Annotated in this window: 17 protein-coding genes and 1 riboswitch; all 17 genes read left to right on the top strand. The window is 51.9% G+C overall.

The window, feature by feature from the left end:
- Positions 1 to 179 precede the first annotated feature (179 nt).
- The 17 genes from A3849_RS04610 (at position 180) to A3849_RS04530 (ending at position 26,627) form a co-directional block, all read left to right on the top strand.
- On the top strand, positions 180 to 875 hold the full coding sequence (locus tag A3849_RS04610) for a response regulator transcription factor (RefSeq protein WP_074110359.1): 696 nt from the start codon (positions 180 to 182) through the stop codon (positions 873 to 875).
- Positions 872 to 2,338 (top strand): sensor histidine kinase, encoded by a 1,467-nt coding sequence (locus A3849_RS04605; RefSeq protein WP_074110358.1) that lies wholly within the window; start codon positions 872 to 874, stop codon positions 2,336 to 2,338. The genes A3849_RS04610 and A3849_RS04605 overlap by 4 nt, the downstream gene beginning before the upstream one ends.
- 95 nt (positions 2,339 to 2,433) lie before the next feature.
- Positions 2,434 to 3,555 (top strand): TolB family protein, encoded by a 1,122-nt coding sequence (locus A3849_RS04600; RefSeq protein ID WP_074110357.1) that lies wholly within the window; start codon positions 2,434 to 2,436, stop codon positions 3,553 to 3,555.
- Positions 3,556 to 3,802: 247 nt separating this feature from the next.
- Positions 3,803 to 4,843, top strand: coding sequence for a zinc-dependent alcohol dehydrogenase (locus A3849_RS04595; RefSeq protein WP_074110356.1), 1,041 nt, complete (start codon positions 3,803 to 3,805; stop codon positions 4,841 to 4,843).
- Between the two features lie 37 nt (positions 4,844 to 4,880).
- Positions 4,881 to 6,869 (top strand): alpha-amylase family protein, encoded by a 1,989-nt coding sequence (locus A3849_RS04590; RefSeq protein WP_074110355.1) that lies wholly within the window; start codon positions 4,881 to 4,883, stop codon positions 6,867 to 6,869.
- Positions 6,832 to 7,971: a sugar ABC transporter substrate-binding protein gene (locus A3849_RS04585; protein ID WP_074110354.1), complete on the top strand. Its 1,140-nt coding sequence runs from the start codon at positions 6,832 to 6,834 to the stop codon at positions 7,969 to 7,971. The genes A3849_RS04590 and A3849_RS04585 overlap by 38 nt, the downstream gene beginning before the upstream one ends.
- Positions 7,972 to 7,989: 18 nt before the next feature.
- On the top strand, positions 7,990 to 8,649 hold the full coding sequence (locus A3849_RS04580) for a dihydrofolate reductase family protein (protein ID WP_074110353.1): 660 nt from the start codon (positions 7,990 to 7,992) through the stop codon (positions 8,647 to 8,649).
- Positions 8,650 to 8,720: 71 nt separating this feature from the next.
- A complete protein-coding gene (locus tag A3849_RS04575; protein WP_074110352.1) occupies positions 8,721 to 10,085 on the top strand; it encodes an MATE family efflux transporter in 1,365 nt (454 codons plus the stop codon).
- An 85-nt stretch (positions 10,086 to 10,170) separates the two neighbouring features.
- Positions 10,171 to 10,608, top strand: coding sequence for a MarR family winged helix-turn-helix transcriptional regulator (locus A3849_RS04570; protein ID WP_074110351.1), 438 nt, complete (start codon positions 10,171 to 10,173; stop codon positions 10,606 to 10,608).
- 77 nt (positions 10,609 to 10,685) lie between these two features.
- Positions 10,686 to 11,804: an alpha/beta hydrolase family protein gene (locus A3849_RS04565; protein ID WP_074110350.1), complete on the top strand. Its 1,119-nt coding sequence runs from the start codon at positions 10,686 to 10,688 to the stop codon at positions 11,802 to 11,804.
- 191 nt (positions 11,805 to 11,995) lie between these two features.
- Complete coding sequence (locus tag A3849_RS04560) at positions 11,996 to 13,108, top strand: ABC transporter substrate-binding protein (protein WP_074110349.1); 1,113 nt, start codon at positions 11,996 to 11,998, stop codon at positions 13,106 to 13,108.
- Positions 13,109 to 13,207: 99 nt separating this feature from the next.
- The gene (locus A3849_RS04555) at positions 13,208 to 14,131 is read left to right on the top strand and encodes an ABC transporter permease (RefSeq protein WP_074110348.1); all 924 of its coding nucleotides are present in this window, start codon (positions 13,208 to 13,210) and stop codon (positions 14,129 to 14,131) included.
- On the top strand, positions 14,128 to 14,928 hold the full coding sequence (locus tag A3849_RS04550; RefSeq protein WP_074110347.1) for an ABC transporter permease: 801 nt from the start codon (positions 14,128 to 14,130) through the stop codon (positions 14,926 to 14,928). Before A3849_RS04555 ends, A3849_RS04550 begins: the two co-directional genes overlap by 4 nt.
- A 40-nt stretch (positions 14,929 to 14,968) precedes the next feature.
- On the top strand, positions 14,969 to 16,012 hold the full coding sequence (locus A3849_RS04545; protein ID WP_074110346.1) for an ABC transporter ATP-binding protein: 1,044 nt from the start codon (positions 14,969 to 14,971) through the stop codon (positions 16,010 to 16,012).
- A 736-nt stretch (positions 16,013 to 16,748) separates the two neighbouring features.
- Positions 16,749 to 16,985, top strand: coding sequence for a DUF6953 family protein (locus A3849_RS04540; RefSeq protein WP_020433541.1), 237 nt, complete (start codon positions 16,749 to 16,751; stop codon positions 16,983 to 16,985).
- Positions 16,986 to 17,236: 251 nt separating this feature from the next.
- Positions 17,237 to 17,329, top strand: a riboswitch (cyclic di-GMP riboswitch).
- Positions 17,330 to 17,380: 51 nt separating this feature from the next.
- Positions 17,381 to 19,465 (top strand): S-layer homology domain-containing protein, encoded by a 2,085-nt coding sequence (locus tag A3849_RS04535; protein WP_074110345.1) that lies wholly within the window; start codon positions 17,381 to 17,383, stop codon positions 19,463 to 19,465.
- A gap of 25 nt (positions 19,466 to 19,490) precedes the next feature.
- On the top strand, positions 19,491 to 26,627 hold the full coding sequence (locus tag A3849_RS04530) for a DUF6531 domain-containing protein (RefSeq protein ID WP_074110344.1): 7,137 nt from the start codon (positions 19,491 to 19,493) through the stop codon (positions 26,625 to 26,627).
- Positions 26,628 to 26,641 lie beyond the last annotated feature (14 nt).

Below are 26,641 nucleotides of genomic sequence, written 5' to 3'. Positions count from 1 at the left end.
AAGAATAGGCCTCTGCCGGATACTACGTTTTACATCATACGGGGTCTCAACTATTTTCAGGCAACGGAACTTTTCCGCACGGTGTCCGTCTGGAAGTATATGTGCACTTAGGGGCAAGATTAAGGCTGAACAGGCCGGGCATGAAATAAATAACCGCAAGTGAAAGAGGTGAACCTCCATTGACCAAAAAAGTGCTGGTAGTCGATGACGAGCCTGGTATTGTAAATGCGATTGCCTATGCGCTGAGGCGTGAAGGCTATGAGGTGGATACCGCCGGAGACGGAGAAGAGGCGCTTGCCAAAGCACAAATTTTTCATCCCAACGTGATGGTGCTGGATGTGATGATGCCGAAGCTGAACGGGTATGATGTATGCCGCAAGCTGGAGGACCGTGATGACATAGGGATTATATTGCTTACCGTCAAAAATGACATTGTCGATAAAATCGTCGGCCTGGAGCTGGGAGCGGACGATTATATGACCAAGCCGTTTGAGATCCGCGAGCTGCTGGCCCGGGTGAAGGCGCTGCTGCGCAGGCTGGAGAAGAATACGGCCGAGGTCAAAAGCGAGCTGATCGAATATGGTGCGTTGCGGGTTCACCCGGACCGGAGATCGGCCCAGCTTGGGGAGGAGCTTCTGGAGCTGACACCGAAGGAGTTCGATCTCCTGCACCTGCTGCTCTCCCATCCGCAGCGCGTCTATATGCGCGAAGAACTCCTGGAGCAGGTCTGGGAAATGGACTATGCGGGCGGTACGCGCACAGTGGACATTCATATCCAGCGGCTGCGCAAAAAACTGGGCGAGCCCTACCAGAATATTCTGCAAACCGTCTATGGGGTTGGTTACAAGGCTGTTCCGGCGGGTAGCTTCGCATGAGGATGAGCATCAAGCTGAAATTCAGCCTGTTTCTGGCGGTGCTCTTGATTCTATCGATTAGCATCCTGAGCTATTTCGTACTGCAAGGAGTAGAACGTAACCAGCAGGCACAGATCGAGAGTGCACTCGCCCAGCATGTCAAAACGGTAAATCTGCGCGTCAAACAGACCTATTATACCGGTACACGGCTTGAGCCGCAGGCATTCATGCAGCAGCGGGGGAAAGCGCTGGCTGTAGAGCTGGCCGGGTTCACCGGTCTGCAGGTGACACTGTACGATGCAGACGGGCAGCAGGCGGGGACGTCCCGGCAGGGGGGAGACCCGGCGGCGGGGCAGAAACCCGCCGATGCGCTGGCCTATGCGCTGCAGAACAAAATCGCCTACCAAAGCTCCGGCGATACCATGCTCTATCTGGCACCGCTGCAGGGGCCTGATCAACAGATGGGAGTGGTCCAGCTGGAGTATCCGCTGCAGGATGCCCAGAACTTCCAGCGGACGCTGTTGAATCTCTTCCTGACCACGGGCGCCGCAGTTTTGGTCTTAAGTTTCATTGGCGGCTACCTGTATTTCAACAAGGCCGCCGCGGCCATCGGGCGGCTGAAGAGGGCGGCGGAATCGATCCGCCGCGCCGAGTACATCTCGGCTCCCCCGGTCAAGCGCAAAGATGAGCTGGGCGAGCTGGCTGAAGGCATTTACTTCATGAGCCGGGAGATCGACAGCAGCATTGCCGCGAAGGACGAGGAGCAGCGCAAGCTGCAGCTCGCCGTGCAGAAGCTTCAGGCGCTGGAGCAGCAGCAGAAGCAATACATCGGCAATATCAGCCACGAATTCAAGACGCCGCTGACATCAATCAAGGCTTATGTCGATCTCTTGAACATGTACGATGATGATCCCGGGCTGCTGTCGGATGCCAAGCTCAGTATTGCGAAGGAGACGCAGCGGCTCTATGAAATGGTGGAGAAGGTGCTGCAGCTGACGGCGCTGGAGAAATATGATTTTGAATCCCAGGCGGAGCTGCTGGAGGTAGCGGACGTATTGCAGGATATCTGCGGACGCATGAAGGGCAAGGCAGAACGGTACGGGCTCACCATCACGCTGGACGTACAGCCGGCGCGGATCTGGATTGATAAGGAAAGTTTCATGCATATCTTCATTAATCTGCTGGATAATGCGATCAAATATAATGTCCCGCAAGGGACGGTTCATCTTCACAGCGTGGTCCGGGATCAACGGGTCTGGATCACGTTCAGGGATTCCGGCATTGGCATACCGACAGAATTCAGAGAGAAGATTTTCGAGCCCTTCTACACCGTTAACCGTGACCGCTCCCGACAGTCAGGAGGGACAGGATTAGGTTTGTCTCTGGTCCGTAATCTGGTGGAGAAGCAGAACGGAACCATTGCCCTGCTGGAGCCGGATGGTGAAGGTACGGCGTTTCAGCTGTCTTTTCCCGTCATGACCTGAAGGGCTTAAGTTTACAACTTGGAAACATCTGGCGGGTTATTTGGAAATAAGTATCCGTTATGCTGGGAGCAACTCAATCAGGGGGGAACCATACTATGAATCCTGACCACAACTTCAGGCCAGGCAAAGCGGTGCAGATTCTGCTGTGCTGTGCTATTCTTCTGTCCATGGCTGCCTGCAGCAAGGAGAATACGGATTCACGTCAGACCGTCGAGAAATCGGGCACAACAATCACGGTCATGGATAATACCAGTGAATCCGTATATACGAAGCTGAAGCTTGCGGGTATCGAAAAAACCGAGGGTATACGGGGTTTGGATTTTGTCAGCGAGGAGGTCATCGTACTCGATAAAGAGAACCGTAATCTCCCTCCGCAGACGGTGGAAGGCCAGGAACGGTATCCGCATAATCTCTATCTCCGCACACTCTCTTCGGGTGCAGAAACGCCTCTGCAGGAGGGGGAGAAGAATTATGGCGCGGCGCAGCTGTCCCCGGACAAAAGCCGAGTTTTTTACAAAGAACTCTATGATGCTACCGGAATTGGTTTCATTATGAATCTGGCCACGGGTGTATCTGTGAAGGCGAGTGCTGCAGAGTTCCGAAGTGAGGAAGGGGCGTGGGCCGACAATGAACATGTGCTTTTCCCGGATATGGAGGGGAATATTGTAAGAGCAGATGTGAACGGCAAGCAGGAAACAGTGCTGAAGACTGGCATTCCTTACGTTCATGAGGTTGTTCAGTCCGGCGGCCGGATTCTGTATATTACAGGGGAAGACAGCCAGCTCAGTGCCTATGATACCGAAACGAAGCAGACCAAGGTGCTGAAAAAGAATGTGATGTGGGCGATTCCGTCACCGGACGGAAGCAGACTGGCGATTGTAGAGCGGACGAAGCCTGGAGAGATGGTGCTGCTGATCTGCGACAGTGAAGGCAGTGAACAGTCCCGGCTGGCTGCAGGCCAGCAGATCTTCGGGACCAGCTGGTCGCCGGACGGCAGCAAGCTGGCCTATGTAACCACATCCGCAAACGCTGCCGAGGACCAGGATGGCCTGTTCATCACCGAGGTAGAGACGGGGGAGCAGACACCTGTGCTAAATGACATTGAGGTGTCGGACCAGCTGCGCTGGAGTCCCTCGGGCAAAAAGCTGCTGGCATCCGTTTCGGTCCTGAAGGATAATGCATACCAGTTCATTACGTATGTCGTACGACTGTCTTAATATGCCGAATAAAGGCATCCTTAGGGATTATTGGGGATGCCTTTTTGTGGTTTGGCGGGAAGAAATTCACGACCCCATAAATATAAATAATAACGCTTTCGCATGTGATATTTATGTGAAAATGTTAATGGATAACATTTAATTACAAAATTCACCTTACTTCGACAAAGGCAATGTGATATATTTTGGACGAAATTGAAAGGGAATCAAATTTTTCTGAAAAAAGGATGAAAGTGGAGGCGAGTAGATGGAAGCTCTGGTATGGTCATCCAATCACAAGCTGGAACTCTGCGATTGTGAGGAGCCGCAGATCACAGCGGCGGATGAAGTCAAAATCCGGATTGAAATGACAGGTGTGTGCGGAACGGATCTAGCGGTCATAACCGGTAAAGAGGAGGGTGCTCCAGATATTATTCGCGGTCATGAGGCTGTAGGCACCGTCGTAGAAATCGGCAGCAGCGTCGACCGCGTGAAGGTGGGAGACCGGGTAGTTATTGATCCGAATCAAAGTTGCGGTGAATGTTATTTTTGCCTGAAAAACCAGCCTCACCTGTGTATGGGCATAGACGGAATGGGAATGCCCATAGCAGGCTTGAATCGAAATGGGACATTCACTTTTTTTTACTCAACTGCACAAACGTTTGCACACCGTATTCCGGATCATATGAGCTGGGAGACGGGGGTGTTAATTGAGCCGCTTGCCTGTGTGCTGCACAATTTCAAGGAGGCTGGCGTTTCGGCAGACGATAAGGTGCTCATTCTCGGGTCGGGCCCGATGGGGATTTTGTGCCAAATGGTCAGCAAATCGATAGCAGCGCTCACCGTTGCGACAGAAATTAATCCCTACCGGCTCGCCTTTGCAAGAGAAATTTCAGATTTCGCTATGACACCATCCCAATTCACCGAAGCCACCGTACACGAGATCTGCTCGGGCCACAAATTTGATCTGATTATCGATACAGTGGGCACCCAGCTCGAATTCGCAGAGAGATGGATTGAGCGTGGAGGGCGTATTGTTCCTTTTGGGATTAATGCGAAGTACCGGTACACATTTTCCCCCACCAAATTTGCACAGCAGGCGATCAAAATTATCGCAGCAGGGGAGTACCGCCACATGTTCGAGGAGGCTTTACGATTTGCTGCTGAGACACCGGAATTGAAGAAACTAGTCACTAGAAAAGTGAAGTTGAATCAGCACGAAGCAGCAATTAACGAGCTTATCGGCTATGAATTGGACACTTTGAAGCCGGTTGGGAGTGAAACTGTAAAGACGGTTTTTGTTCCGTAAACGTAGAATTACGATCAACGAGAGGGGGTACCTGCCAATGAGCAAAGACAGCAAATTAAGACTTGTTCAGGATTACTTGTCTACTCACAAGGATAAAGACGTGGAGCCGATTTGGATACCTGCTGTGTGGAACGAGTGCCAATATGAACGTGTTCTCTTCGCCAAAGAGGGTGAAATTTGTGTGCACCCGTATGATTTTATGACAGAGCACTTCAACTATTTGGACAAGCTTTCGTGGAGGTATTTGCTCAAGGAGCGCACGAACCTGGATGACAGTGCGATCTATTCTGCGCTTGTCCGTTACTCAACAGCTTGGGATTACAATCATGACGGAACAACAGAGTCCGGTACTTTTTTGCGGTTCTGTATTCTTCTGCCGCTGCTGAAAAGGATGGGTATCAATATTTTGTACATGCTTCCGGTTAACCAGTATAGCACGTTGAACCTGAAGGGAGACATCGGATCGCCTTACGCTGTGCAATCGTTATTCCGCCTGGACCAGAACCTGCATGACAGCCTGCTCGACGGGATGGACAACTTCACCATTCACGATGAGCTTGGCGCTCTGGTAGAAGCCTGCCATTTGCTTGATATTAAAACCGTTGTCGATTTCATTCCGCGTGTAACCGCCAAAAACAGTGAGTTCATAGCTGAACATCCTGATTGGGTGTATTGGATCAAGACGGATGCTCTCGAAGGCTTTGCACCGCCATCGATTCCAGAGCTTGGTTTTTTTGAGGAATGTACGCCTGACAAGCTGGAGCTGGTCTATCGAAGCCAAGAGACGGAAGCGTTTCTTCGTAAGTTTTCACAGCCGCCAAACGAACTGAATCCAGTCATTTGGCAGCAGTTAAGAGAAAGGGCTGCCAGAACCGGAGAAGAAATACTGACTTTGGTGGAGGAAGAACTGGGGATAACGACTTCTCCGGCGCATTCTGACTGGATTAATGATGTGCAACCGATTTGGACAGACATTACGTTCTTGCGCCTCTATAAGGATTTCTCTCCGCAAGTGAGACATCTTATACGTCCGGATCAAGCGCCATTTGTGCTGTTCGATACCATTAAATGCAATGACTACCCGGGAGAAGAACCCAATCTTGAGCTGTGGGATGTTCTGGAGCAGGCAGTACGGTTTAATCTCGAAACATATGGTATTGACGGCTTCCGGATTGACATCGGACATGTGCTTCCGACTCAGCTGCTTACCCGTATTTTTGACACGATAAAAGAGATACATCCGAATGCCATATTGATTAGCGAAGACTTGTTTAACCGTAATCACAAGAAAGCGGCCAGCACCGGCTACAATATTATGCTTGGCAGCGGATGGAATGTTATGACGCAAATGACGAAGGACAATCTGGTTGCCTACCTGGAGGAACTGCCTGAGTTAAATATCCATGTGTTTGCCTGTGCAGAAACGGCAGATACACCCCGGATTACGAGCCGGGGCGGGGTAGAGGTTGCCCGTATGACCGCGGTATTTAATCAATTTCTTCCGAACGCGATTCCATACGTGACAACCGGTTATGAAATGAACGAAGAGCAGCCGTTGAACTGCGGTCTTGGAGACAATACGAACGGAAGTGACATCCCGCGCGCATTTTTTAATGTCCTGCAGATTAATTGGACGAATCCTGCACCGCTTCTGCCACTGCTGGCTGAGCTAAGTGACTTCAAAAAAGACTGGCTCGAGCTGGTCAAGCCGGACAACTTCTTCGTGGCTGAATCACCGGAGGGGACCGTGCTCTACGGATACATGCGTGGCGATCTAACGATGCTGTGCTGCTTTAATTTGAATGCTGATGCTAGCTCTGAAATTGATTTGATGGCTGCCGTCCCTGGCCGCGGTCCAATGACTGTGGCACTGGATAGCTCCTTAACTACCGGCAGCATAGGTCAGTCGCTAGACCACTTGCTGCTAACACCCAATCAGGCTGTGGTGCTTGTCAGCAACCATAGTCAATTAAAGGAGAGAGGCTGCTATGCAGAGGAACCACAAAGAACTCGTCTTATGGCATGAATTTGACGGTCCGGGGGATACCTCGATTGAAGTGCTGGAGGGAATTTGCAAGCTGTACACGGAGCGCTTCGGTATACAGGTGACCCCACAAGTGATGAACATTACGGAGCTCATTGCGGGTCTGAACCGGATTAAGGACACACGTCAGGGTCCGCAGCTGGCAATGGTTCCTGCTGACATGTCCTCCTATGTCGGGAACGGGCTGTACTCCGAAGTGCCGGGCGGGCTGTTTGCCGATGTGCTCACTGAGAGTGCTCTTTCAACGATGCAGGTAAATGGTGTTCAGTATGGTGTACCGGTATTGCGGGGCAACCATTTGGTTGTCTATTACAATACAGAAATTTATGCCAGTCCGCCGACGGCATGGGACATATTCGAAGAGGCAGCAGAGCAGCTGTCCGCTCAGGGTATCGTGCCCATCGGAGCGGATTTACAGCAAGGCTACTGGTTTATTCCGTTCCTTTCGGCATTTGGCGGTTGGCCCGTAGAGGCAGGCAAGCCGAATCTTGCCACCTCTGAAATGAAGCAGGCGCTTCATTTTATCCGCAACAAGATGGACCAAGGTGTACTCACCAGTCTCGACGGCTCAAACGGGCTGCTTGAGCAGTTCATCGACGGTAAGGTCGGCGCTATTATTTGCGGCGAGTGGATTTATAACCATCTGGACAAGCATATGAAGCATAAGCTTGGGGTTTGTCAGCTTCCAGTCATTGCAGGCCGGCAATCTTTGTCCATGTCTTCTTCCATCGGCCTGCTTTACCCTAATCATTCGTTAGCGTCGGAGGAACGGGACCATATCTTATCGTTCACGCGTTTTATGCTAAGCGAAGAATGCCAGTCGATGTGGGCGTTTCAAGTACAGCGGATTCCGGCTCATGAGAAGGTACAGAATCGTCTGGCCGCTTCTGCCGCCCCTAACAAAAAAAAGATTTTGTCGCTTCTGGATCATGCGCGCCCGATGCCTAACGATTCATTCATGATCCATATCTGGGAGGCGCTTAGTGCCGGTCTGACCGAACTGTCTATGAGTAATCCGGAACAGGCGCTCCAACAAATAGATCTGACGATCCAGAAATCTTTAAGCGCATTTCAAAGCCAATAAGAGACGGGGAGAAGCGAAATGAAAACTACTATATTCAGCCAAATTTCTATAGATGGAAAGCTAACGATGGGGGCAGGCAATTCGAGTAAGGAGCTATTTTCGTTGTTTTCCAGTCAGGATATCGAATTTATCCATCTATTCCGGGGCAATGTACAGGGCATTATGGTCGGTAAAAATACAATTCTGACGGACAATCCGTTTCTCACGAACCGATATGAGGCCAACAAAAATCCAATCCGCATCATTCCGACGACCACTTTGGACATTCCGCTGGACAGCAATGTGCTCTCCGATCAGGGAAAGACGATTATCGTCACGACCGAGAAGGGGCGGGACGAGGAGAAAATGAGACTGATCCGGGAAAAGGGGAAGGAATGCCTCATCTGCGGCGAGGATACAGTCGACTTCGTAGAGCTTGAGCGCCAGTTAGAGGAAGACTACGGTATTACCAGCCTGATGGTAGAAGGAGGAGGCTTTCTGAACTGGCATATATTCAATCAGGATATCGTCGATGAAATTATTCTGATGCAGCTTCCGATCATCATAGGCGGCTCCTCGAACATAACTTTAGTGGATGGGGACGGGTATCAGGAATTGTGCTTTGCGAAGAAGTTCAAGGTTGTAGAAGTTCAGCCAAAAGATAATTATACGCTCATGCGCTACAAAAAAGTGATATGACCTCACTTAAGTCATAGACTTCGAATGGCTTGGGAGCTGTAAATCGAGAATATGGGGGTTGTGTAAAATCTATGCCAGACAAGGACGATTTCTACAAAAGTGTATACAAAATTGCTGTGCCCGTTACGCTTCAAAGCTTGCTGATGGCATTGCTCAACTTGACGGATCAATTGATGGTGGGACAGCTGGGAGATGTGGCGATTGCCTCGGTCGGGATGTCTACAAAAATATACGGGATCATCTCGGTCGTGCTGGCCGGTTTATCGACGGGTGTATCGATTTATGCTGCCCAGTTTTGGGGGAACAAAGATTCCAAAAGCGTATCCCATGTGCTGGGTCTCGGGCTGATCGTAGGCTTCGTGTTCTCGTTCTTGTTCTCCGCAGCGGTCTTCATCGACTCGCCGTTCTTTCTGGGCGTGTTCACCACAGACGTGAATGTAATAGATAATGGGTATATTTTTCTGCAAATTATGTCGTTAGGCTTTGTGCCTGTTATGCTCACGATGATGTATTCTGCGATATTGCGTAGTACCGGCCATGCCAAATGGCCAATGTATGTCAGCTTAATTACAGTTGGTTTGAATATCGTCCTGAACTACGTGCTTATTTTCGGCCATTTTGGTGCGCCTGAGCTCGGACTTAAGGGCGCCTCTATTGCTACTCTTGCTTCCAGGGTTTTCGAATGCTTGTTGATTATTGGTGCCGTGTACCGGTATCGCTTACCGGGAGCGGTTGGTTTAAAGAACTTATTCATCATTCCCAGACCGCTGATCGCCAAGTTTTTTGCAACGACTTATCCGCTTCTGTTGACTGAATTAATCTGGGTATTGGGAGAAACGGCATACGCAATTATCTATAGCCGTATGGGAACGACTGAGATGACTGCGATGACCATTACATTCCCGCTGCAGGGGCTTTGCATCGGTTTGTTGTCCGGACTGGCTAGTGCAGCCGGGGTAATGGTTGGCAACCGTTTAGGCGCGAACGAGACTGATATCGCACTCCATCACGCCAAACGGTTCATTCGCCTTGGAATCATTATCTCTCTGATCGTCGGTGTTGTTATTGCGGCAGGCTCGAAGCTGTATGTCTCAACGTTTAATATCTCCGGGGATGCCAAACAAATGAGCGTTTATATCATTATCGTGTTCGCTGGATTTCTATGGGTGAAAGTATCCAATATGATCATGGCCGGAGGCATTCTGAATAGCGGGGGGGACAGCAAGTTCGTGTTCGGCATGGAATCCACCGCAACGTGGCTTATAGGTGTCCCATCCGGCCTGCTGTTGTCATACATTTGGAAACAGCCGATTTTCCTCGTGTATCTCGTTATATCTCTTGAGGAGGTTGTCCGCTTTGGTTTCGGCTACGCCCGGATTTACTCCCGCAAGTGGATGCGGAATTTAGTTAGCGATCTGAGTAAACTCGAAGTCTGATTTTTTTGCGGTTAAAGGTCCTTGACAAATAAAGGTTGTTGCAGCTACTATAGCTGTGACAACTTGTTGAGGATGGGTGAGGTTTATGCCTGACGGATTTGATTATACAGAGCTGATTGGATTTCAGATTATCAAGGGCGAGGTGCTGATCAAGCGCAGGATGCTGGGCATTTTTATGGAGAAGGGTTACGACCTGACCTTTGAGCAATGGACAGTGCTGAATGTGCTGTATGCGGAGCCTGGGATCATTCAGAGCGAGATTGCGGCCAGAACCTTCAAGGACAAGACGAATGTTACGCGTATTCTGGATGTGCTTGCCAAGAAGGGGTATGTGGCCCGCGAAGCGCATGGTACAGACCGCCGGAGCTATCAGATTTATCTGACAGCAGCGGGAAAAGAGATGTTTGCCGACCTTATTCCTCATGTGAACCATTTAAATGAACAATTTAAGCAAGATATCCCCGATGAGGAACTGGCGCAATTCATCCACACCTTGGAGAAAATTTGCCGGAATGCACAATAAATTTTTTTGTTCAAATGGTTGTTATAGCTATTATATATATAACTATTAAATCTCAACCACGAAAGGATTGGGTGTTCATGACAGAGCTCACGATGAAGGAAAGATTCGCATTCCGGTTTGTATTTAATGAAGAGAGAGTGTATCAGCACTGGTATGGCAGGTTTCTAATGTTCGGGACGGATTATGGAAGACTCCGGAGAGTGGTGGCGAGAATCGGCGATTGGCGCAAATGGTGTGAGATCTGGACGGCGGAAGGAGATGAGGTGTACCGTACTGCGGAAAGGGCACTTGCGGAAGGCAGCCTGGGCAAATCCAGGGCTTTGTTCCATGAAGCGGTGGCCTGCTACCATGCGGGACAGCATATCTTTTTTATCGACAGCGTACAGAAAGAAGCCACACAGGAAAAGGCAAGGAAAAGCTATGTCAAGGCCCTCTCTTTGTATAACGACACGGAGAAGCCTGTCCGGGTGGATATCCCGTATCGCGGAGTCTCCATCCCGGGATATTTGCGAAAAGCGGACACGGAAGGCAGGCCCCTTGTTATTTTTGTGAATGGCATGGATAACATTAAAGAAGCGGAAGGGCATCATTTCGGCTCCGTATTTAGCGGGCAGGGTTTTAACTTTTTTACATTCGACGGACCGGGACAGGGGGAAATGTGGCGTTCGCTAAAATTTGACGCCCGGGATTACCATTCTGCGGTATCCGCGGTAATCGACTGGTTCGAACAGCAGCCGCCGAGCGGAATGGATCTCACAAGGATCGGCCTTGTCGGCTTCAGTCTGGGGGGATATTTGGCGCCTGAGGCGGCAGCACGCGATTCGAGGGTGAAATGTACGGCCGGTAACAGCGGTCTGGTGTATATCGGCGGGTTGCGGGGGTTGAAGCAACTGAATCCGATCTGGCAGCGGGGGGTTACCTATATGACGGGCTGCGAAACACTGGAGGCGGCGCTCCCGCAGTTCAATTATGATATTGAAGAGGCTCCAGCCCTGCGCTCACCGCTGCTCTTTTACCATGCGGGCCATGATGAGGTGATGCCTTCGCCCAAGACGCATGCAGACAAAATGGCGGGCTGGGCCAAAGGGGAAACGACGCTGAATTATATGGAGGATGCGGAGCATTGCACCATGAATTATCTGGATGAAGTCTTCCCGGAAATGTTGGATTGGTTCAAAAAGCATCTGCGTATGTAGGTTGAACGGCGTAACGTACAAAGATTTACAGAAAACAACTGTCTGCAATCCAGGCAGTTGTTTTATTTACAAATGTTACTATTACTCTTAATGTCTGGCGAATAGTGTCCCCCTATACTTCAGTTGGGCAGCGAATAAGCTTGGATCAGAGAGGGAGCCCGCAAATCAGAAATAGGAGTGATAGGGAAATCATGAAAAAAAGATTCGCAAAACTTTTATCCATGGGTCTGCTGTTGTCCTTGCTCGTCCTGTTGCTTGCCGCTTGTGCCAACTCGGAAGCCAAAGCTGATAAAGAGAACGGTAATACCGGGGCCAAAGAGCTGAGCTTAAGCGAAATTGAAGCCGAAGCTACCAAAGAAGGCGCTGTAGTCAGTGTGGGCATGCCGGATTCGTGGGCTAACTGGAAGGATACCTGGAATGATATTACGGCCAAGTATGAAATTACACATACCGATACAGATATGTCGAGTGCAGAGGAAATTGCCAAGTTCGAAGCGGAAAAGGATAAGCCGACAGCCGATATTGGCGACGTAGGCATTGCCTTCGGTCCGGTTGCAGTAGATAAGGGCGTAACCCAGCCCTACAAAACCTCCCATTGGGACGAGATCCCCGCTTGGGCCAAGGATAAGGACGGCAACTGGGTGGTGGGTTATCAAGGCAGTATTGCTTTTCTGACCAATACCAAGCTGGTGGCCAACCCGCCGAAGAGCTGGGAGGACCTGAAGAACGGCAATTACAAAATCATCGTGGGCGATGTGACCAAAGCGGCTCAGGCCCAAATGGCTGTGCTCGCCGCAGCGATTGCTTTTGGCGGAGATGAGTCGAACATTGAACCGGGTATTGCCTTCTTTGAAGACCTGGCGAAAAAAGGCCGGCTCTCCAATGCTGAGGCTTCACTTGCCAACATCGAGAAAGGTGAAGTGGAAGTGACGCTGCTGTGGGATTTCAACGCGCTGAACTATAAGGACCAGATCGACAAAAACGGTTTTGACGTCGCGATTCCAAAGGAAGGCAGTGTGGTAAGCGGTTATGCGACGGTCATCAACAAATGGGCCCCGCATCCCAATGCGGCCAAGCTGACGCGCGAGTATATTCTTAGCGACGAAGGGCAGATCAATCTGGCGAAAGGCTATGCCCGTCCGATCCGCGACAGTGTGAAGCTGCCGGAGGATGTTGCCGCGAAGCTGCTCCCTCAAGCGGAATACGCCAATGTGAAGCCGGTCGGTGATTATAAAGTGTGGGAAAAAACCGCGAAGAGCCTTCCCCAGCTGTGGCAGGAACGCGTGCTTGTGCATTTGAACTAACCGTCTTTAGAATCAGTTTTCATACAAGAGATATGGGGGCGCCTGAGCTGTATGCCTAAGGCGCCCGCTTGCTTATTCTACACGAGAGGAGCGTGCAGGATGAAACAGAGACAACGCGGCCTGATACTGGCCCTGGCTCCGTTAGTGCTGATGGTGCTGGCCTTTCAGGTGGTGCCCGTTTTCTCCATGCTGTCGGGCAGCTTCCGCAGCTCGGACGAAGCGGGTTTCACCCTGGCCAACTACCGGCACGCGCTGAGCAGTGCCTACTATATGCAGGCGATCAAGAACAGCCTGCTAATCTCCGTCCTCTCCAGCCTGATCGGGGTGGGTGTAGGGCTTCTATGTGCATACTGTATTACCCGCTTTGCACCTGCGGTACGGGACCGGCTGCTGATGCTGTCCAATATGACCTCGAACTTTGCCGGGGTTCCGCTGGCTTTTGCCTACATTATTCTGCTTGGCAACAATGGCGTGTTCACGCTGCTGTTCAAACAGTGGGGCTGGAGCGTATTTGACGGATTTAACCTGTACAGCTGGTCCGGTCTGATTCTGGTATATGTCTATTTCCAGATTCCTCTGGCCTTATTGCTGCTGTACCCGGCGTTCTATGGCATTCGTGAGCAGTGGAGGGAAGCGGCTTCCCTGCTTGGAGCAGGACCCTGGCAGTTCTGGAAGACGGTCGGTCTGCCGGTGTTGTCTCCGGCAATCTTCGGTACACTTGGCATTCTCTTTGCCAATGCGATGGGCGCATACGCCACTGCTTACGCGCTGGTTGGGGGGAACTACAACCTGCTGGCCGTCCGCATCGGCTCATTGGTCGCCGGTGATGTGGTGACCCAGCCGGAGATGGGCAGTACACTCGCGGTTCTGCTGGCAGTAAGTACGCTGCTGGCTGTATTTCTTAATCAGCGGATGGTGCGGCGGATGGAAGGATTCGGCGGCAGAAGTCCTGCCAGGCGGGAGCGCAGCAGCGGATTATTCAAACGGCGCTGGCCTGCAGTCCGTGAGGAGGCGGGACAATGAATACGCGCAAAGCGGGCTTCGCCCCGCGCACCTTCATGCTCCTGCTCATGGTCTATCTGCTGCTGCCGCTGCTGGCAACGGGATTATATGCTTTTGCCCAGGATTGGCAGAATACGCTGCTTCCCCGCAGCTGGACACTTAGCTGGTTCAGTGACATGTTCCGGGATATCCGCTTTCTGGAGGCGCTGTGGACTTCGTTGTATCTGTGCATCATCAGCGTGCTGCTCAGTCTTGCCGTGATGCTGCCGGCTGTTTTTGTCATTACGGTTTACTTTCCGCGCTGGGAGAGCTTCATGAAGGGGATTGTTGTTCTGCCTTACGCTGTGCCGGGAGTTGTGGCGGCTGTAGGCCTGATCCGCACCTATTCCTCTGGCCCATTCGACATTTCGGGTACCGCTTATTTGCTGGTAGGGGCTTATTTCGTGGTCATTCTGCCGTATATGTATCAGGGCATCCGCAACAGCCTGCTGAGCGTATCGGCTGTAGAGCTGCTGAATGCCGCCGAGCTGCTTGGGGCCAGGAGACGGACTGCGTTTGTGAATGTGATCCTGCCGAATATCTGGCCGGGGGTCATGGTCTCTGTGCTGCTGTCCTTCTCTGTGCTGTTTGGAGAGTTCGTACTGACGAATATGCTGGTGGGAGGCCATATCCAGACGATTCAGGTCTATTTGTACCAGCGGGTGGGTGAAAGCGGACATTTAGCCAGCGCGATTGCCATTTCCTATTTTGTATTTATTCTGCTGCTGTCGGCCGTGCTGATGAAGCTTGGCTTGAAGATTAAAGGGCAGGCGAAGTAAGGTCTAGCCACCGGAGACCCACAATAAGGAGGATAAAGGAATGGAAGATTATCTGAAGCTGGAAGGTGTCCGCAAAAGCTTTGGTGATGCGCCTGTGCTGGCTGGAGTGGATCTGAACATCGCAGAGGGGGAGCTGATCACACTGCTGGGCCCTTCCGGCTGCGGCAAAAGCACGCTCCTGCGCTGCATCGCCGGGCTGACCGAGCTGGACAGCGGCAGCATTGTGCTCGCGGACAAGGAGCTGACGAAGCTGCCGCCGCGCAGCAGAGATGTGGGCATGGTGTTCCAATCCTATGCGCTGTTCCCCAATCTGACCGTAAGCCAGAATGTGGAATACGGGATGCGCATGCGCGGCGTTGCACCGGCGGCGCGGCGCAGCCGGTGCGAAGAACTACTGGCGCTGGTCGATCTCGAAGACAAGCGCGATGTCTATCCGCAGGCGCTGTCCGGCGGACAGCAGCAGCGGGTGGCGCTGGCGCGCTCGCTGGCCGTCCAGCCGAAGCTGCTGCTGCTGGACGAACCGCTTAGCGCGCTCGACGCCAAAATCCGCAAGAATCTGCGCGCGGAAATCCGCGATATTCAGCGGCGGCTGGGCATGACGACGCTGTTTGTCACCCACGACCAGGAGGAAGCGCTGATCCTCTCGGACCGGATCTGCATCATGAACCAGGGGCGCATGGTGCAGGAAGGTTCCCCGGAGCAGCTGTACACAGCGCCCCGCACAGAATTCGCCGCGCGGTTCATGGGCAGCTATAACGTATTTAACCGGGCGGAGGCACTCGCGCTGTTCCGCAGGATCGACAGCCGTTCCGACCGTTTCGCGATCCGCCCCGAGGCGGTAACCCTGCTGGCTGAAGGTGAAGCGATTCAGGATGATGCGGATGGCATGGTAGATGTACGCGGACAGGTTCAGTCCGTGTCGATTCTGGGCAATATTATCCGCGCCACGGTCGTGGCCGAGGGGATTAGTCTGACCGTAGACCTGCTGAATGACGGCCGCTGGCTGCGGGTTCGGGAAGGGGATTGTGTAACCCTGTTGCTTGATCCCTCCCAGCTGCTGCATCTGGAGCAGGAGGGGGCGTAGAGGCGGGGATATAAGTCCTGACTCCAAGGCTTAGCGCCGATGCTTTCGCTGGAATGGACGTTTGCTATGTGTATCGCCCAACGTTCTTAAATTATGATTACTTATCGTTGATATACAAATTTATTTGGAAAAACTACCACTAATCAGCTGGAATTACGATATCGCAGCACTGAAGTGGAAAAAGTAAAACTAAAAGTCTACTTTCGGCCCGAATTATCCATATTGACCAATATTAAATGGATTAATTCCAACTAATACTAGTATTTCTTCTATTTATAAGAAATTAGTTTTATAAATTCCAACTAATCTCCATCGTGCATAGATGAGCTAGCCTTTTCGTTCAGCATAAACGATATAGAGATGATTTAGAATCGATCTCTGTGAATCGGATGAATCTCTGTAGGAACAGAAAGTTCATTGGGTAGCATATTCGAATTCTTAAGTTAGGCTTAACCACCGCCAAGCAGCGGGCATGCGCTGGGAGGCGGAAGAGTGACCGTCTGCTTTCACTTCTTCCGCTTCTTCCGATCCATTTATGCGAACCCGTTCTGCCCGAATGGCCTTAACTGTTGCCCCGTCCGCCGTGCTGTTCACTCCCCGTTCTTGTTCTTCGGCCCGCCTCTTCTCTCTCCACTATCCCGCCCCTTGCCCCGTCCGGCGAACCTCCCGAGTGACCATATTCATGCTATAATGGGAAGGCATTGTAGAGGGATTTACAGGAAGGAGCAGTACCCTGATGGAAGCAACCGCACAAGAGGTAGCGGAGTGGATGGTCAAGGAGATCCGTTTTACGGGAACCCTGTATCAGACCGCTGCGATTGAATATGTGAAGGCTAACTTTGGTGAGCAGTTTGTATTTGTGAATGAGAACGGGAATGCTTCGTTGTCCAAGGATGTGAAGAAGGCCTTCCGCAAGCTGCACGGCGGTAGAATCGCCTGGGACCGTGACGGATTCCTGTGGGCATGGACCTGAAATATGCCCCCGGGCCAGCTATGACGCTGCTGACCGTTGAAGCCCTTTCTGCTTGTCCAGTAGAAGAAGTATAAAAGCTGATAATAAACCACATGTGGGTTATCCCCTGCATGTGGTTTTTTCTATGCTTAGATCCCTTAAAAAGGAAAAAATAGAACATCTTAATTCTACAGGAATAAATTCCGATAATGATAGAGTCCTGTACATCGAAAGTCACGAATACATAAGGTTAAAGAGACTGAAAACCGAGTTTGGAACAAAGGCAAATCCGTACGAAAGTCGGAGACGCAAAGCCACGGGCCTACTTCATCCGGGAAGGATGTTAGGGCAGCCGGGCCGCTCAAGGCACTTGGTTTTTTGGCGTGCCTGCAAATAGCACTGGGGGAGAGAAGTGAATGAGGTTGGAAAGGAAAATGAAGTTGTCGCGGCCCCTTGTGGCCGCAGTGGCGGTGGTGTGTATGCTTGGGGGCCTGTTAAGCGGGGGGCTCAGCATGAAGCAGGTCTCGGCAGCGGGGACAGATCCGGGCAGAACGGACTATAGTGTATCCGGTGACCGGATTGTATGGCTGGAAGCAGATGCGGGCGGGGTCAGACAGGTGCACGCGCTGAATCAATCCAGTGGTGCAGGTACGGTACTTACGACGAGTTCATCCGCTAAGGATGCCCCTTCTGTGGGCGGTAATATTGCCGTGTGGGCGGACAAGGGAACGGAGCAGGAATCTTCCCTGAACTGGGATATCTACTCTGCCAATCTTGCAACAGGCACCCGCATCAAGCTTAACAAGCAGTCCGGCCAATACGGGAATCCGACTACGGATGGAGTTGGCGTGGTCTGGTACGAGCGCAAAAATTACGGCAGCATGATCTATCATGATCTGGCTACGGGGGTTGAAGCCGACCTCGGCGAAGGACGGTTCCCGGTACTGGCAGGTGGAGATGTGGTGTATAAGAATGCCCGTGACGGGGGCCTCAGTCTGCTGGATGTAAGCAGTGGGGTCACGCGTGCGCTTGTTAGTCTGGGCGGAGCGAATTACGTGGACTGGTTTGTTTTTAACGGGAGCCATGTGTTGTTTAAGCAAAAGAACGGCGCCTCTGAGAGTAAATATGTGCTTCTGAATATCAAAGATCTCACGGCACAGCCTGTGGATCTCACGGAGATGAAGCCTGGAGGAACAGAGTATGCCTTCATGTCCATAGGTGGGGGACAGGCGGTTTTTCAAGAGGATGTTAACGGTGCAGTTACGCTGCAGCAGGTGGATCTCTCTACTTATGCAGTAAAGCCTCTGCCGGCGGTACCGTCCGGGGCGAAGCTGATCGGAATTAACGGAAGTAAGCTGTTGTACAGCAAGAAAGACGACTACATAGAATCAATGGAATTAAAAGATGGAAGCCTCCCGACTCCAAGTCCGGGAACAACTCCATCCCCGGGTACAACGCCAAATCCAGGTACCGGCTCGAACTCGGGCTCAACCCCCGACGTTAAGGTCCCTGTAGTAACCGGAGCCAAGGATAGTCAGGTTATTGGAGCTGCCGCTGGCACCTTATCCGTTCTGAATGGCTGGGCGCGGCTGGAGATTTCAGCAGGAACCTTCAAGGACAATACCACTGTAAGCTTGGCCCAAGCGGAGATGGAGACACAGGCACTGCTTGACGCAAACGGCAAAAAACTGCTGAAGGCAGGCTCCGCCTGGCAGATACAAGCGAGTTCTCCATTCCTGATCCCGGCCAAGCTGGCGGTAGCGTATCCCAAGGAAGAGCCTTGGACGACAGGTCGTGAGAAGCTTGGAATCTACAGCTACAATCCGGCAAAAGGCAACTGGACCTATATCGGGGGAGTGACTGCAGCGGAGAATGGATTTGTGCAGGCCAAGATTACAGCCTCCGGACTGTATGCGGTTATGCTGCGCGATATTGATTTCACAGATTTGTTAGGCCATTGGGCACAGCAACAGGTAGAAGTACTCGCAGCAAGAGGAATTGTGAACGGGATGAACGGAACCCTGTATGCGCCAAAAGGTATTCTGACCCGGGCGGAATTCACGAAGCTGCTGGCAGCAGCTCTTCAGTTGCAGCCGGTGCAGCCGGATACGGCGACCTTCCGTGATGTCCCGGAGGCGAACTGGTCCTACCCTTATGTGGAAGCGGCAGCTAAGGCAGGCATCGTAACTGGAGAAGCCGGACTTTTTCATGGCAATGATCCGCTGACCCGTGAACAGATGATGGTGATGCTGATGCGGGCGATTGACAGCACTACGGGCAACAAGGCTTCAGCTGCGGATTCGGTCAAACGTGAGGCCGGACTCTCTGGATTCAAGGATAATGACAGCATTAGCGCATGGGCACGGGAATCTGTAGCTGCTGCGGTGGAGCAGAAGCTGGTGCAGGGCAGCGGACAGCTATTGAAGCCTAAGGATTCATCCACGAGAGCCGAGGCGGCAGTCATTGTGTACAAGCTGCTGGCCGAACTGAAATTACTCTAACATATAACGGATAGGAGATCAGTCTATGACATTTCGAAAGATTACAAGGAAGTGGCGCAGCGGTAGCATGAAAACACGTGTGAACCTCATGCTTGTACTGCTGCTGGTCCTCTCTTACGTCCCGGTTGTTCCGGGACTTACCAAGCTCACATCGTCAGCCTTTGCAGCGACTAATATGCGGATTGAGCCTAGCGAGCTGAGCCCGGGACCCGGTAAAAGTGTTGAAATCTCGTTCAGCTTCAATGCGGCGGACGACGGCCAGGAGTCTCACAAGACCAACATCAACCTGTGTACTCCGCAAAAAGATGGCTCGGCCCCGCTCCTGGGGGATCTGATTACGAGCGGAGATTATCAAACAAAACAGAACGGTCAATACATCGTTCATAAATATCAGTGGGATGGCAAGATTGGAGGCGTGCCGCTGGAAGAAGGGCGCTATAACGTCTGCATCTCCCCTGCCGAATATAACGGAGTTGGCGTATACTACGGGCAAATTGCCAGCTTCGAAATTCTTGGCGGCGACGAAGTAGCACCTCCGGCAGCATTGCAGATCAAACCTGCTGCCTCCGGACAATCCGTGGTTTCCGGGACTGCTGAACCGGGGACTTCTCTGGAAGTAGAGCTCTACTATCCTTCCAGCGGGGAGGAGAAGCTCTACTCCGATATTCCGGTCAACAGTGCAGGACAATGGAGCCAGCAGATCGGGATCACACCGGGTGAAGCCGCGCATATCACGGCGAGAGCGAAGAAAGACGGCAAGCTCTCAGGGTATTCGGAGCCGCTTGCGGTGCTGCGTGCGCCTATGCCTGCTTTTTCAATCAGCTGGGAAGCCCTGGCGGCTTATTATTATAAGCTGGATACGGTGCAAGCCATGAAGGAGAAGGCACAAGACATTGCCGTCTTGAACCAGTCGGCTGCTTCCTCGGGAACGGTCAGCGGACTGAGCTCCATTTTGCTGGTCAATCCGCAGACAATTCGGGCTATTGCCAGCGGGGATCTGACGCAATTTACGGAAGCAGCCATTCATGACCGACTGCGGATCGTGAACCCGTCGGGACAGGCGCCGGTTGATCCGGCCCGGGGTGATTTTGTCTACTCCTCAGATTCAATTACATTGCAGGCATTGATGCCGCTACAATTCGGGTTGAGCTATTTAAGCCGTGACCCGTTCACAGGTGTCGCTGGACTTGGCTGGCATCACAGCTATGAATGGAAGCTGAAACCGCTGAGCGGCGGCAAGGTGGAGGTCATGAGCCCGGACGGTTCGCTTTTTGAATATGTGCCGTTGTCCGGAGGAGCGTATCTGACCCCGCGCGGGACCGACTGGACGCTAAGTGCGCCATCTGCCGGGACCTATACCCTCACATCGCCTCAAGGCGATGGTTACCGCTTCAATGCGGAAGGACTGCTGCAATCGGTCACGGACTTGAATGGGAATAAGATCACCTTTTCATATCAGGGAACGAAGCTGGAGGCGGTCAATACAGCCGGGGCATCCCTAAGTCTAAGCTATGATGGAGCAGGCAAGCTGATTGCTGTAAGTGACCCGGCCAGCCGGCAAATGTCTTTTCACTACGATACGGCAAGTGGAGATCTGACTTCGATTACAGATGTGGATGGAGCCACAACCAAGCTTACCTATGATAACAGCCATCATGTGCTCAGCGTAACGGATGCCAAGGGTTCTGCGACGATGGGCGTAGCCTATGATGACCATCAGCGTGTGACCAGCTTTACCGATTTTTACGGGAATACGAGTTCTTCGAGCTATGAAGGGCGCGTGGCCCCAGTGGTTCGGGGCGAAGAGCCTGATGACGGTCAGACAGGGATAGATCCTGCGAACGGACGGGATATTCCGGACTCGGATGAAGTGATTTTGTCCGGTACGATGAACAATCTCGCCCATGCACCGGCATACAAGAAGGTAGAAGGGCTGAAGCCGCTCATAGCCGACTATTTAACGGGCAGCATCGGAACCAACGACAGCAAAAGGGATGCCTTCATTGCTTCTGCGGTTGCTGCTCCGGGTGGTATTCCTGCGGTCCAACAAGTTATTGCGGCGAGCAATGCATCCCCGGCTGTGATCAGCACAGGCCAGCTGAATGTGGAGGAGAGCGTTACCTTCGGATCGCCCAGTAAGCCCGTAGTCCTGATCGTGGACGGGATGAATACGAATAAGGATATCACCGTGCGCGTGTACGGCACATTGATTCTGAAGCAGGGACTGAACGCCAACACCAAGCTTGCACTCGACGTGCAGAAGGTCCAAGGCTTATACGGCAATCTGTGGTCCGGGGGAACGATTCATCTCAACAATGATTCTTCCGTTACTGTGGGGGATACGCTGCAAACCGGCAGTCTGACCTACAACAGCGGCGGGCTGACCATAGATGCGAAGCGGATTCTGATTGCCGGAGATTTGTCGATCAACACCCGTGTGGAGATGAACATTGCCCAGGAAATGGTCGTCGGCGGGATTGTGTCCAATAACCAGACCGCGAATTTGACGGTAACCGGCGGTGACTTATTCGTCCGTGACAATGTTAGTGTCAACAATAATCTGAATGTGCAGACTGGCGGGCTATTCGTTCTTGGCGGAGATATGACCCCCAACCAGACACCTATCGTTCATACGGGTGTAGGGACAGGCCAGACGATTTTGACCTATTCACAAAGCGGAGCCAGCAGTGCAAACGGAGCCAATGGAGCGAACGGTGCCAGTGGTACCAGCAGTGCCAATGGAGCCGACAGAGCCAGTTCCGGACATGCTGCTGCGGCAAGTACTGCCGGATTAGCCTCTTCGATCGCCACTACGGCGAACAAGACCACATGGACCAATGCGCTGCATCAAGATACAGCTTATGTATGGAACAACAATTTCAAGGTTGCACAGCGCCAAGCGGCGAATGGAGCCATCGTCAAATACAGCTATGACAGCAGTGACCAGGTAACAGCCATTACGGATGCTAACGGCAACAAAGGGAAATTGGCCTACGACGAGCGCGGAAATGTAACGCAGAGGACGGATGAGAGCGGTTATTCCACACTCACACGTTACAATGCCTTGAACCGTCCGGTTGAGGAGATCGATGCTCTCGGCAACCGCTCCGCGTATGCTTACGATACGGCAGGCAACCTGGTCAAAAGTACGGACGCCCTTGGCCACGCAGTCGCCATTGCCTGGGACAGCAAGGGAGTTCCTCTCTCCGTGACCGATGCGGAAGGGCATACGACGGCTTACACCAACGATGCTGACGGATTCGCCAAGGAGATTAAGGACCCAAGCGGCTACACGACCATTATTGAACGTGATACCCTGCACCGGACCACTCAGATCAAGGATGCGGAAGGCAAACTGCAGGCCGTTGAATATGACAAGAAAGACCGTGGGGTTACTGTCACCAATGCACTGGACCAGACGAGCAGCGTCACCTATGATGCCAATGGCAATCCGGTGGAGCAGACAGATGCAGCTGGAACCAAGAAGGTTAGCAACTATAATGTGTACCGTCTGAACGGCACAGAGGACGCACTCCATAACAGTACCAGCCAGACCTATGATGCGCTTGGCCGTGTCAAAGAAGCGAAGGACGAAGCTGGAGCCGTTACGGCTTACAGCTACGACAGTGTCGGACAGCTGGAGGAAGTTACTAATGCTGAAGGCCAGGCGAGCAACTATACCTATGACGACAACGGAAACATGCTCACCCAGAAGGATGCGAAGGGTAACATTACCTCCTACACGTATGGTAAGCGCAATGAACTGCTGAGCGTAACCGATCCGCTTGGGGCCAAGACCCGTTACCGCTACGATGCGGCAGGCCATACCATCAAAGAGACGGATGCGCTGGGCAACAGCACTTATTATGACTATAATGCGCTTGGACAATTGGTGAAGGAAACGGATGCGCTGGGTGCAGTAACCGAATACCAGTATGACAAGAACGGCAACCAGGTCGCTGTCATCGACCCTAATCATTCGGTCTGGACGACCAAATACGACAGCCGGGGACTGGATGCCGGAACCATCAATCCGCTTAATGAAGAAACGACAGTCACCCGCAATGACCGCGGACTAATGACTGAATTTACAGATGCGGCGGGACAAAAGACTTCTTACGAATACGATGCGCTGGGACGCAGCACACGGGTGCGCAATGCCCTTGGGTATGAAACCTCCTATACCTATGACGCCCAAGGCAACATAGAGAAGATCGTGGATGCGAATCATCACGAAACGGCATTTACGTATGATCCGCTCGGCCGCTTGACGGAAGTGAAGAATGCAGAGGGCAGTACTACTAAGTACGCCTACGACGCCTCCGGCAACCTGCTGGACAAAACCAATGCGCTGGGAGCGGTGACCTCCTACCAGTACGATGCACTCAATCGGGTCACTGAATCAGTGAATCCGCTGCAGGAGAAGACGACCCTTGCCTATGATGCCAACGGCAATCTGCAGAAGATCACAGAACCGGACAGCAATACAACCGTGTATGCCTATAATAAGGGCAATCAGGTGGAGCAGATTAAGAATGGCAGCAATCTTACGGTAAAATATGAATACGACCTCGCGGGACGCCGTACCCTCATGACAGACAGTACCGGGAATACGCGTTATACCTATGACGCACTGAACCGGCCAACGTCAGTCATTGATCCGCGCGGCAATAACGTGCGTTATGAATGGACCGCAACCGGACAACGCAGCCGGATCATCTACCCGGATAACACCGTGGTCAGCTATGATTACGATAAGTTAGACCGGATCAAGCAGGTGACGGATGCGCAGAACCAGATCACCAGCTATCAATATGATGCGGGCGGCCGCCTGACAGAGAAGCTGCTGCCGAACAGCGGGAAGAGTACCTATAGCTATGACGGCGCGGGGCAATTGCTGGAGATGAAGCATACGGCGCCGGGCGGCGGGCTGTTGGAGCAGCTAACCTATGTCTATGATCCGGCTGGCAACAAAACACGCACAGAACGCCAGGAAGGCGGAAGTGATGAGGATAATCCGAGCGGAGCCCAGCGTCCGGCAGACATCTCGGACTATGCCTATGATGCGCTGAACCAGCTGGTGCAGGTGCAGAAGCAGAACGGCTCCAAGGTCGTATACTCCTACGATACCGTGGGCAACCGGTTAGGGAAAGAAACCACAGAAGCCGGAAGTACCACCATGGAGAGCTATACCTACGATGCAGCGAATAAGCTGACCCATTTCGAAAAAGGCAGCGACTACAAAGACTACACCTATGACAAGCGCGGCAATCTGCTGGAAGTGAGCGGGGTCGACAGCGAATCGGCTCTGAAGCTGTTCACGGCGCAGGCGAATGCGCAGAAGATTTCAGTACCGGATAGTGTTTATTCGGATGCAAAGGGATTGGAAGCGGGCAAGAATGCAGGTGCAGATGCTGGAGCAGTCACAGCGACAGGTGCAGGTGCAACTACAGATGCAGTCACAACTACAGGTACTGTCAAAACGACAGATGCATTGTCTGACCTGTTAGATCCGTTGTCGACAATTACTGATCCTTCCGTGAGTTCTGCGGGAACACTCTCACCAGATGCTGCCGAAGCTTCATTATCCAGCTTACCGGATGCGAAGCTTGAGTCTGGTGTAACGCAAGGGGTATACGGGGCAGACAAAGCACTTAACCCTGAAGCGATGCTGAAGGCTGCACTGGCCGCAGGCCCGCAAGTGCTGGAGAGCAACCGCTGGGATGCTTCGAACCGCCTGATAGGGAACACGAATACGTCCGGCGACATCACCACGTACCAGTATGACGGTGACGGCAACCGGGTCAGCATGCGGACTACCCTCGGAGACGGTGCGATTCAAGATGCGTACCAGCCAGGAAATCCTGCCGGCAACCGGGATGGCTGGGAGCCGCAGTACAAGAAACGGCAACTGGACATTTATTTTACCAATGACATCACCATGGGCATTCCGCAGCCTTTGACCGCAAGCGGAGCAGACGGACAGAACTGGAAACAGTCGTATGTGTACGGAGCCGGTGAAGAACGGATCAGCATGAGCTATCTGGTAAGCGGAGACGCGAGCAACGATTGGGAGCCGACCGCCGGAGCCAGCGGAGCTAGCGCTGTGTCTGCTGCGCCGAAGACACTCTTTTACTTGAGTGATGCACAGGGCAGCGTCATCGGGCTGGAAGGCCAAGACGGCAGCGTGTCGGCACGGTACCGCTACGACGAATTCGGCGTAGCTGAGAAACCGGAGAAATTCGACCTGAACGGGTCCGGCCCAGACAACCTGTTCGGCTACACCAGCCTGGGCTATGATTACTACAGCGGCTACTCCCATGCACAGGCGCGGGATTTTGACTCGAGTATTGGGCGGTTTATAAATGAGGATACGTATGAAGGGGAACTGACAAATCCGCTGAGCTTGAATTTGTATACTTATGTGCAGAATAATCCATTGAGGTATACGGATCCTACCGGACATACATCAGAGGGGTATGTTGTAGATAGTTTATTACAACTTGCTAGAAAGAAAGGTGAGAATTCTGAATCCTATTGGAATATAAGATCTTTCTTAGGGGAACAAGCTTTGGGATTTTTCCCCGATGCAAGGGAAGATGGGAATAATTCATTCCTATATCTTTATAATATGGCGACGATGACCAGCTCAATTCAATCGGATAATACACTTGGAAATGCCGATTGGGCAAAACAAATACTAATGGATGCATTTCAACGTCAAAGTGATTATGAATTAGCTGAGTTTGATATGTATCTAAGTGGTTTACTTGTTACATTAGACCTGAATATGCCTAAAATGGCTAAATCCAGTTCTACAATAAGTATTGCCGAGTTAGGGATAGGCGGCGAAGTAAAACTTGGACAGATAATTGGGGGAGGAAGTGCAAATAAATATTTCAGTACGAGTTTAGGAGCAAGATATGTTGATGTTCTATCAAAAGGGATTGCTTACGAATCTAAAGTAGGTTATGTGAAATATGCGCCTAGTAGTCTTGCATGGAAACAAATGTTGAAGGATGCTGAACTTATTAAAAAAGGAGAAATAAAGGGAGCGACTTGGTACTTCTTCAGAAGTTCCAGAACTGGAAAAATAGGTGCTGATCAACGCTTTTTGGATGAGTTAACTAAACGGGGAATAAAATATATTATATACAATTAAAGAGGTGAGCTATT

This window comes from Paenibacillus sp. P46E (genome assembly GCF_001909095.1).
GTDB classification, from domain to species: Bacteria; Bacillota; Bacilli; order Paenibacillales; family Paenibacillaceae; genus Paenibacillus_AQ; species Paenibacillus_AQ helianthi.
Note: the sequence above shows the minus strand (reverse complement) of the source record. Positions and strands in the feature narration are given on the sequence as shown.

Excerpts from the sequence above, each read along its gene's own strand:
- A3849_RS04535 (WP_074110345.1), top strand. The coding sequence starts at position 17,381 with ATGAGGTTGGAAAGGAAAATGAAGTTGTCGCGGCCCCTTGTGGCCGCA.
- A3849_RS04595 (WP_074110356.1), top strand. The coding sequence starts at position 3,803 with ATGGAAGCTCTGGTATGGTCATCCAATCACAAGCTGGAACTCTGCGAT.
- A3849_RS04540 (WP_020433541.1), top strand. The coding sequence starts at position 16,749 with ATGGAAGCAACCGCACAAGAGGTAGCGGAGTGGATGGTCAAGGAGATC.
- A3849_RS04585 (WP_074110354.1), top strand. The coding sequence starts at position 6,832 with ATGCAGAGGAACCACAAAGAACTCGTCTTATGGCATGAATTTGACGGT.
- A3849_RS04575 (WP_074110352.1), top strand. The coding sequence starts at position 8,721 with ATGCCAGACAAGGACGATTTCTACAAAAGTGTATACAAAATTGCTGTG.
- A3849_RS04580 (WP_074110353.1), top strand. The coding sequence starts at position 7,990 with ATGAAAACTACTATATTCAGCCAAATTTCTATAGATGGAAAGCTAACG.
- A3849_RS04565 (WP_074110350.1), top strand. The coding sequence starts at position 10,686 with ATGACAGAGCTCACGATGAAGGAAAGATTCGCATTCCGGTTTGTATTT.
- A3849_RS04605 (WP_074110358.1), top strand. The coding sequence starts at position 872 with ATGAGGATGAGCATCAAGCTGAAATTCAGCCTGTTTCTGGCGGTGCTC.
- A3849_RS04550 (WP_074110347.1), top strand. The coding sequence starts at position 14,128 with ATGAATACGCGCAAAGCGGGCTTCGCCCCGCGCACCTTCATGCTCCTG.
- A3849_RS04560 (WP_074110349.1), top strand. The coding sequence starts at position 11,996 with ATGAAAAAAAGATTCGCAAAACTTTTATCCATGGGTCTGCTGTTGTCC.
- A3849_RS04590 (WP_074110355.1), top strand. The coding sequence starts at position 4,881 with ATGAGCAAAGACAGCAAATTAAGACTTGTTCAGGATTACTTGTCTACT.
- A3849_RS04545 (WP_074110346.1), top strand. The coding sequence starts at position 14,969 with ATGGAAGATTATCTGAAGCTGGAAGGTGTCCGCAAAAGCTTTGGTGAT.
- A3849_RS04600 (WP_074110357.1), top strand. The coding sequence starts at position 2,434 with ATGAATCCTGACCACAACTTCAGGCCAGGCAAAGCGGTGCAGATTCTG.
- A3849_RS04555 (WP_074110348.1), top strand. The coding sequence starts at position 13,208 with ATGAAACAGAGACAACGCGGCCTGATACTGGCCCTGGCTCCGTTAGTG.
- A3849_RS04570 (WP_074110351.1), top strand. The coding sequence starts at position 10,171 with ATGCCTGACGGATTTGATTATACAGAGCTGATTGGATTTCAGATTATC.
- A3849_RS04530 (WP_074110344.1), top strand. The coding sequence starts at position 19,491 with ATGACATTTCGAAAGATTACAAGGAAGTGGCGCAGCGGTAGCATGAAA.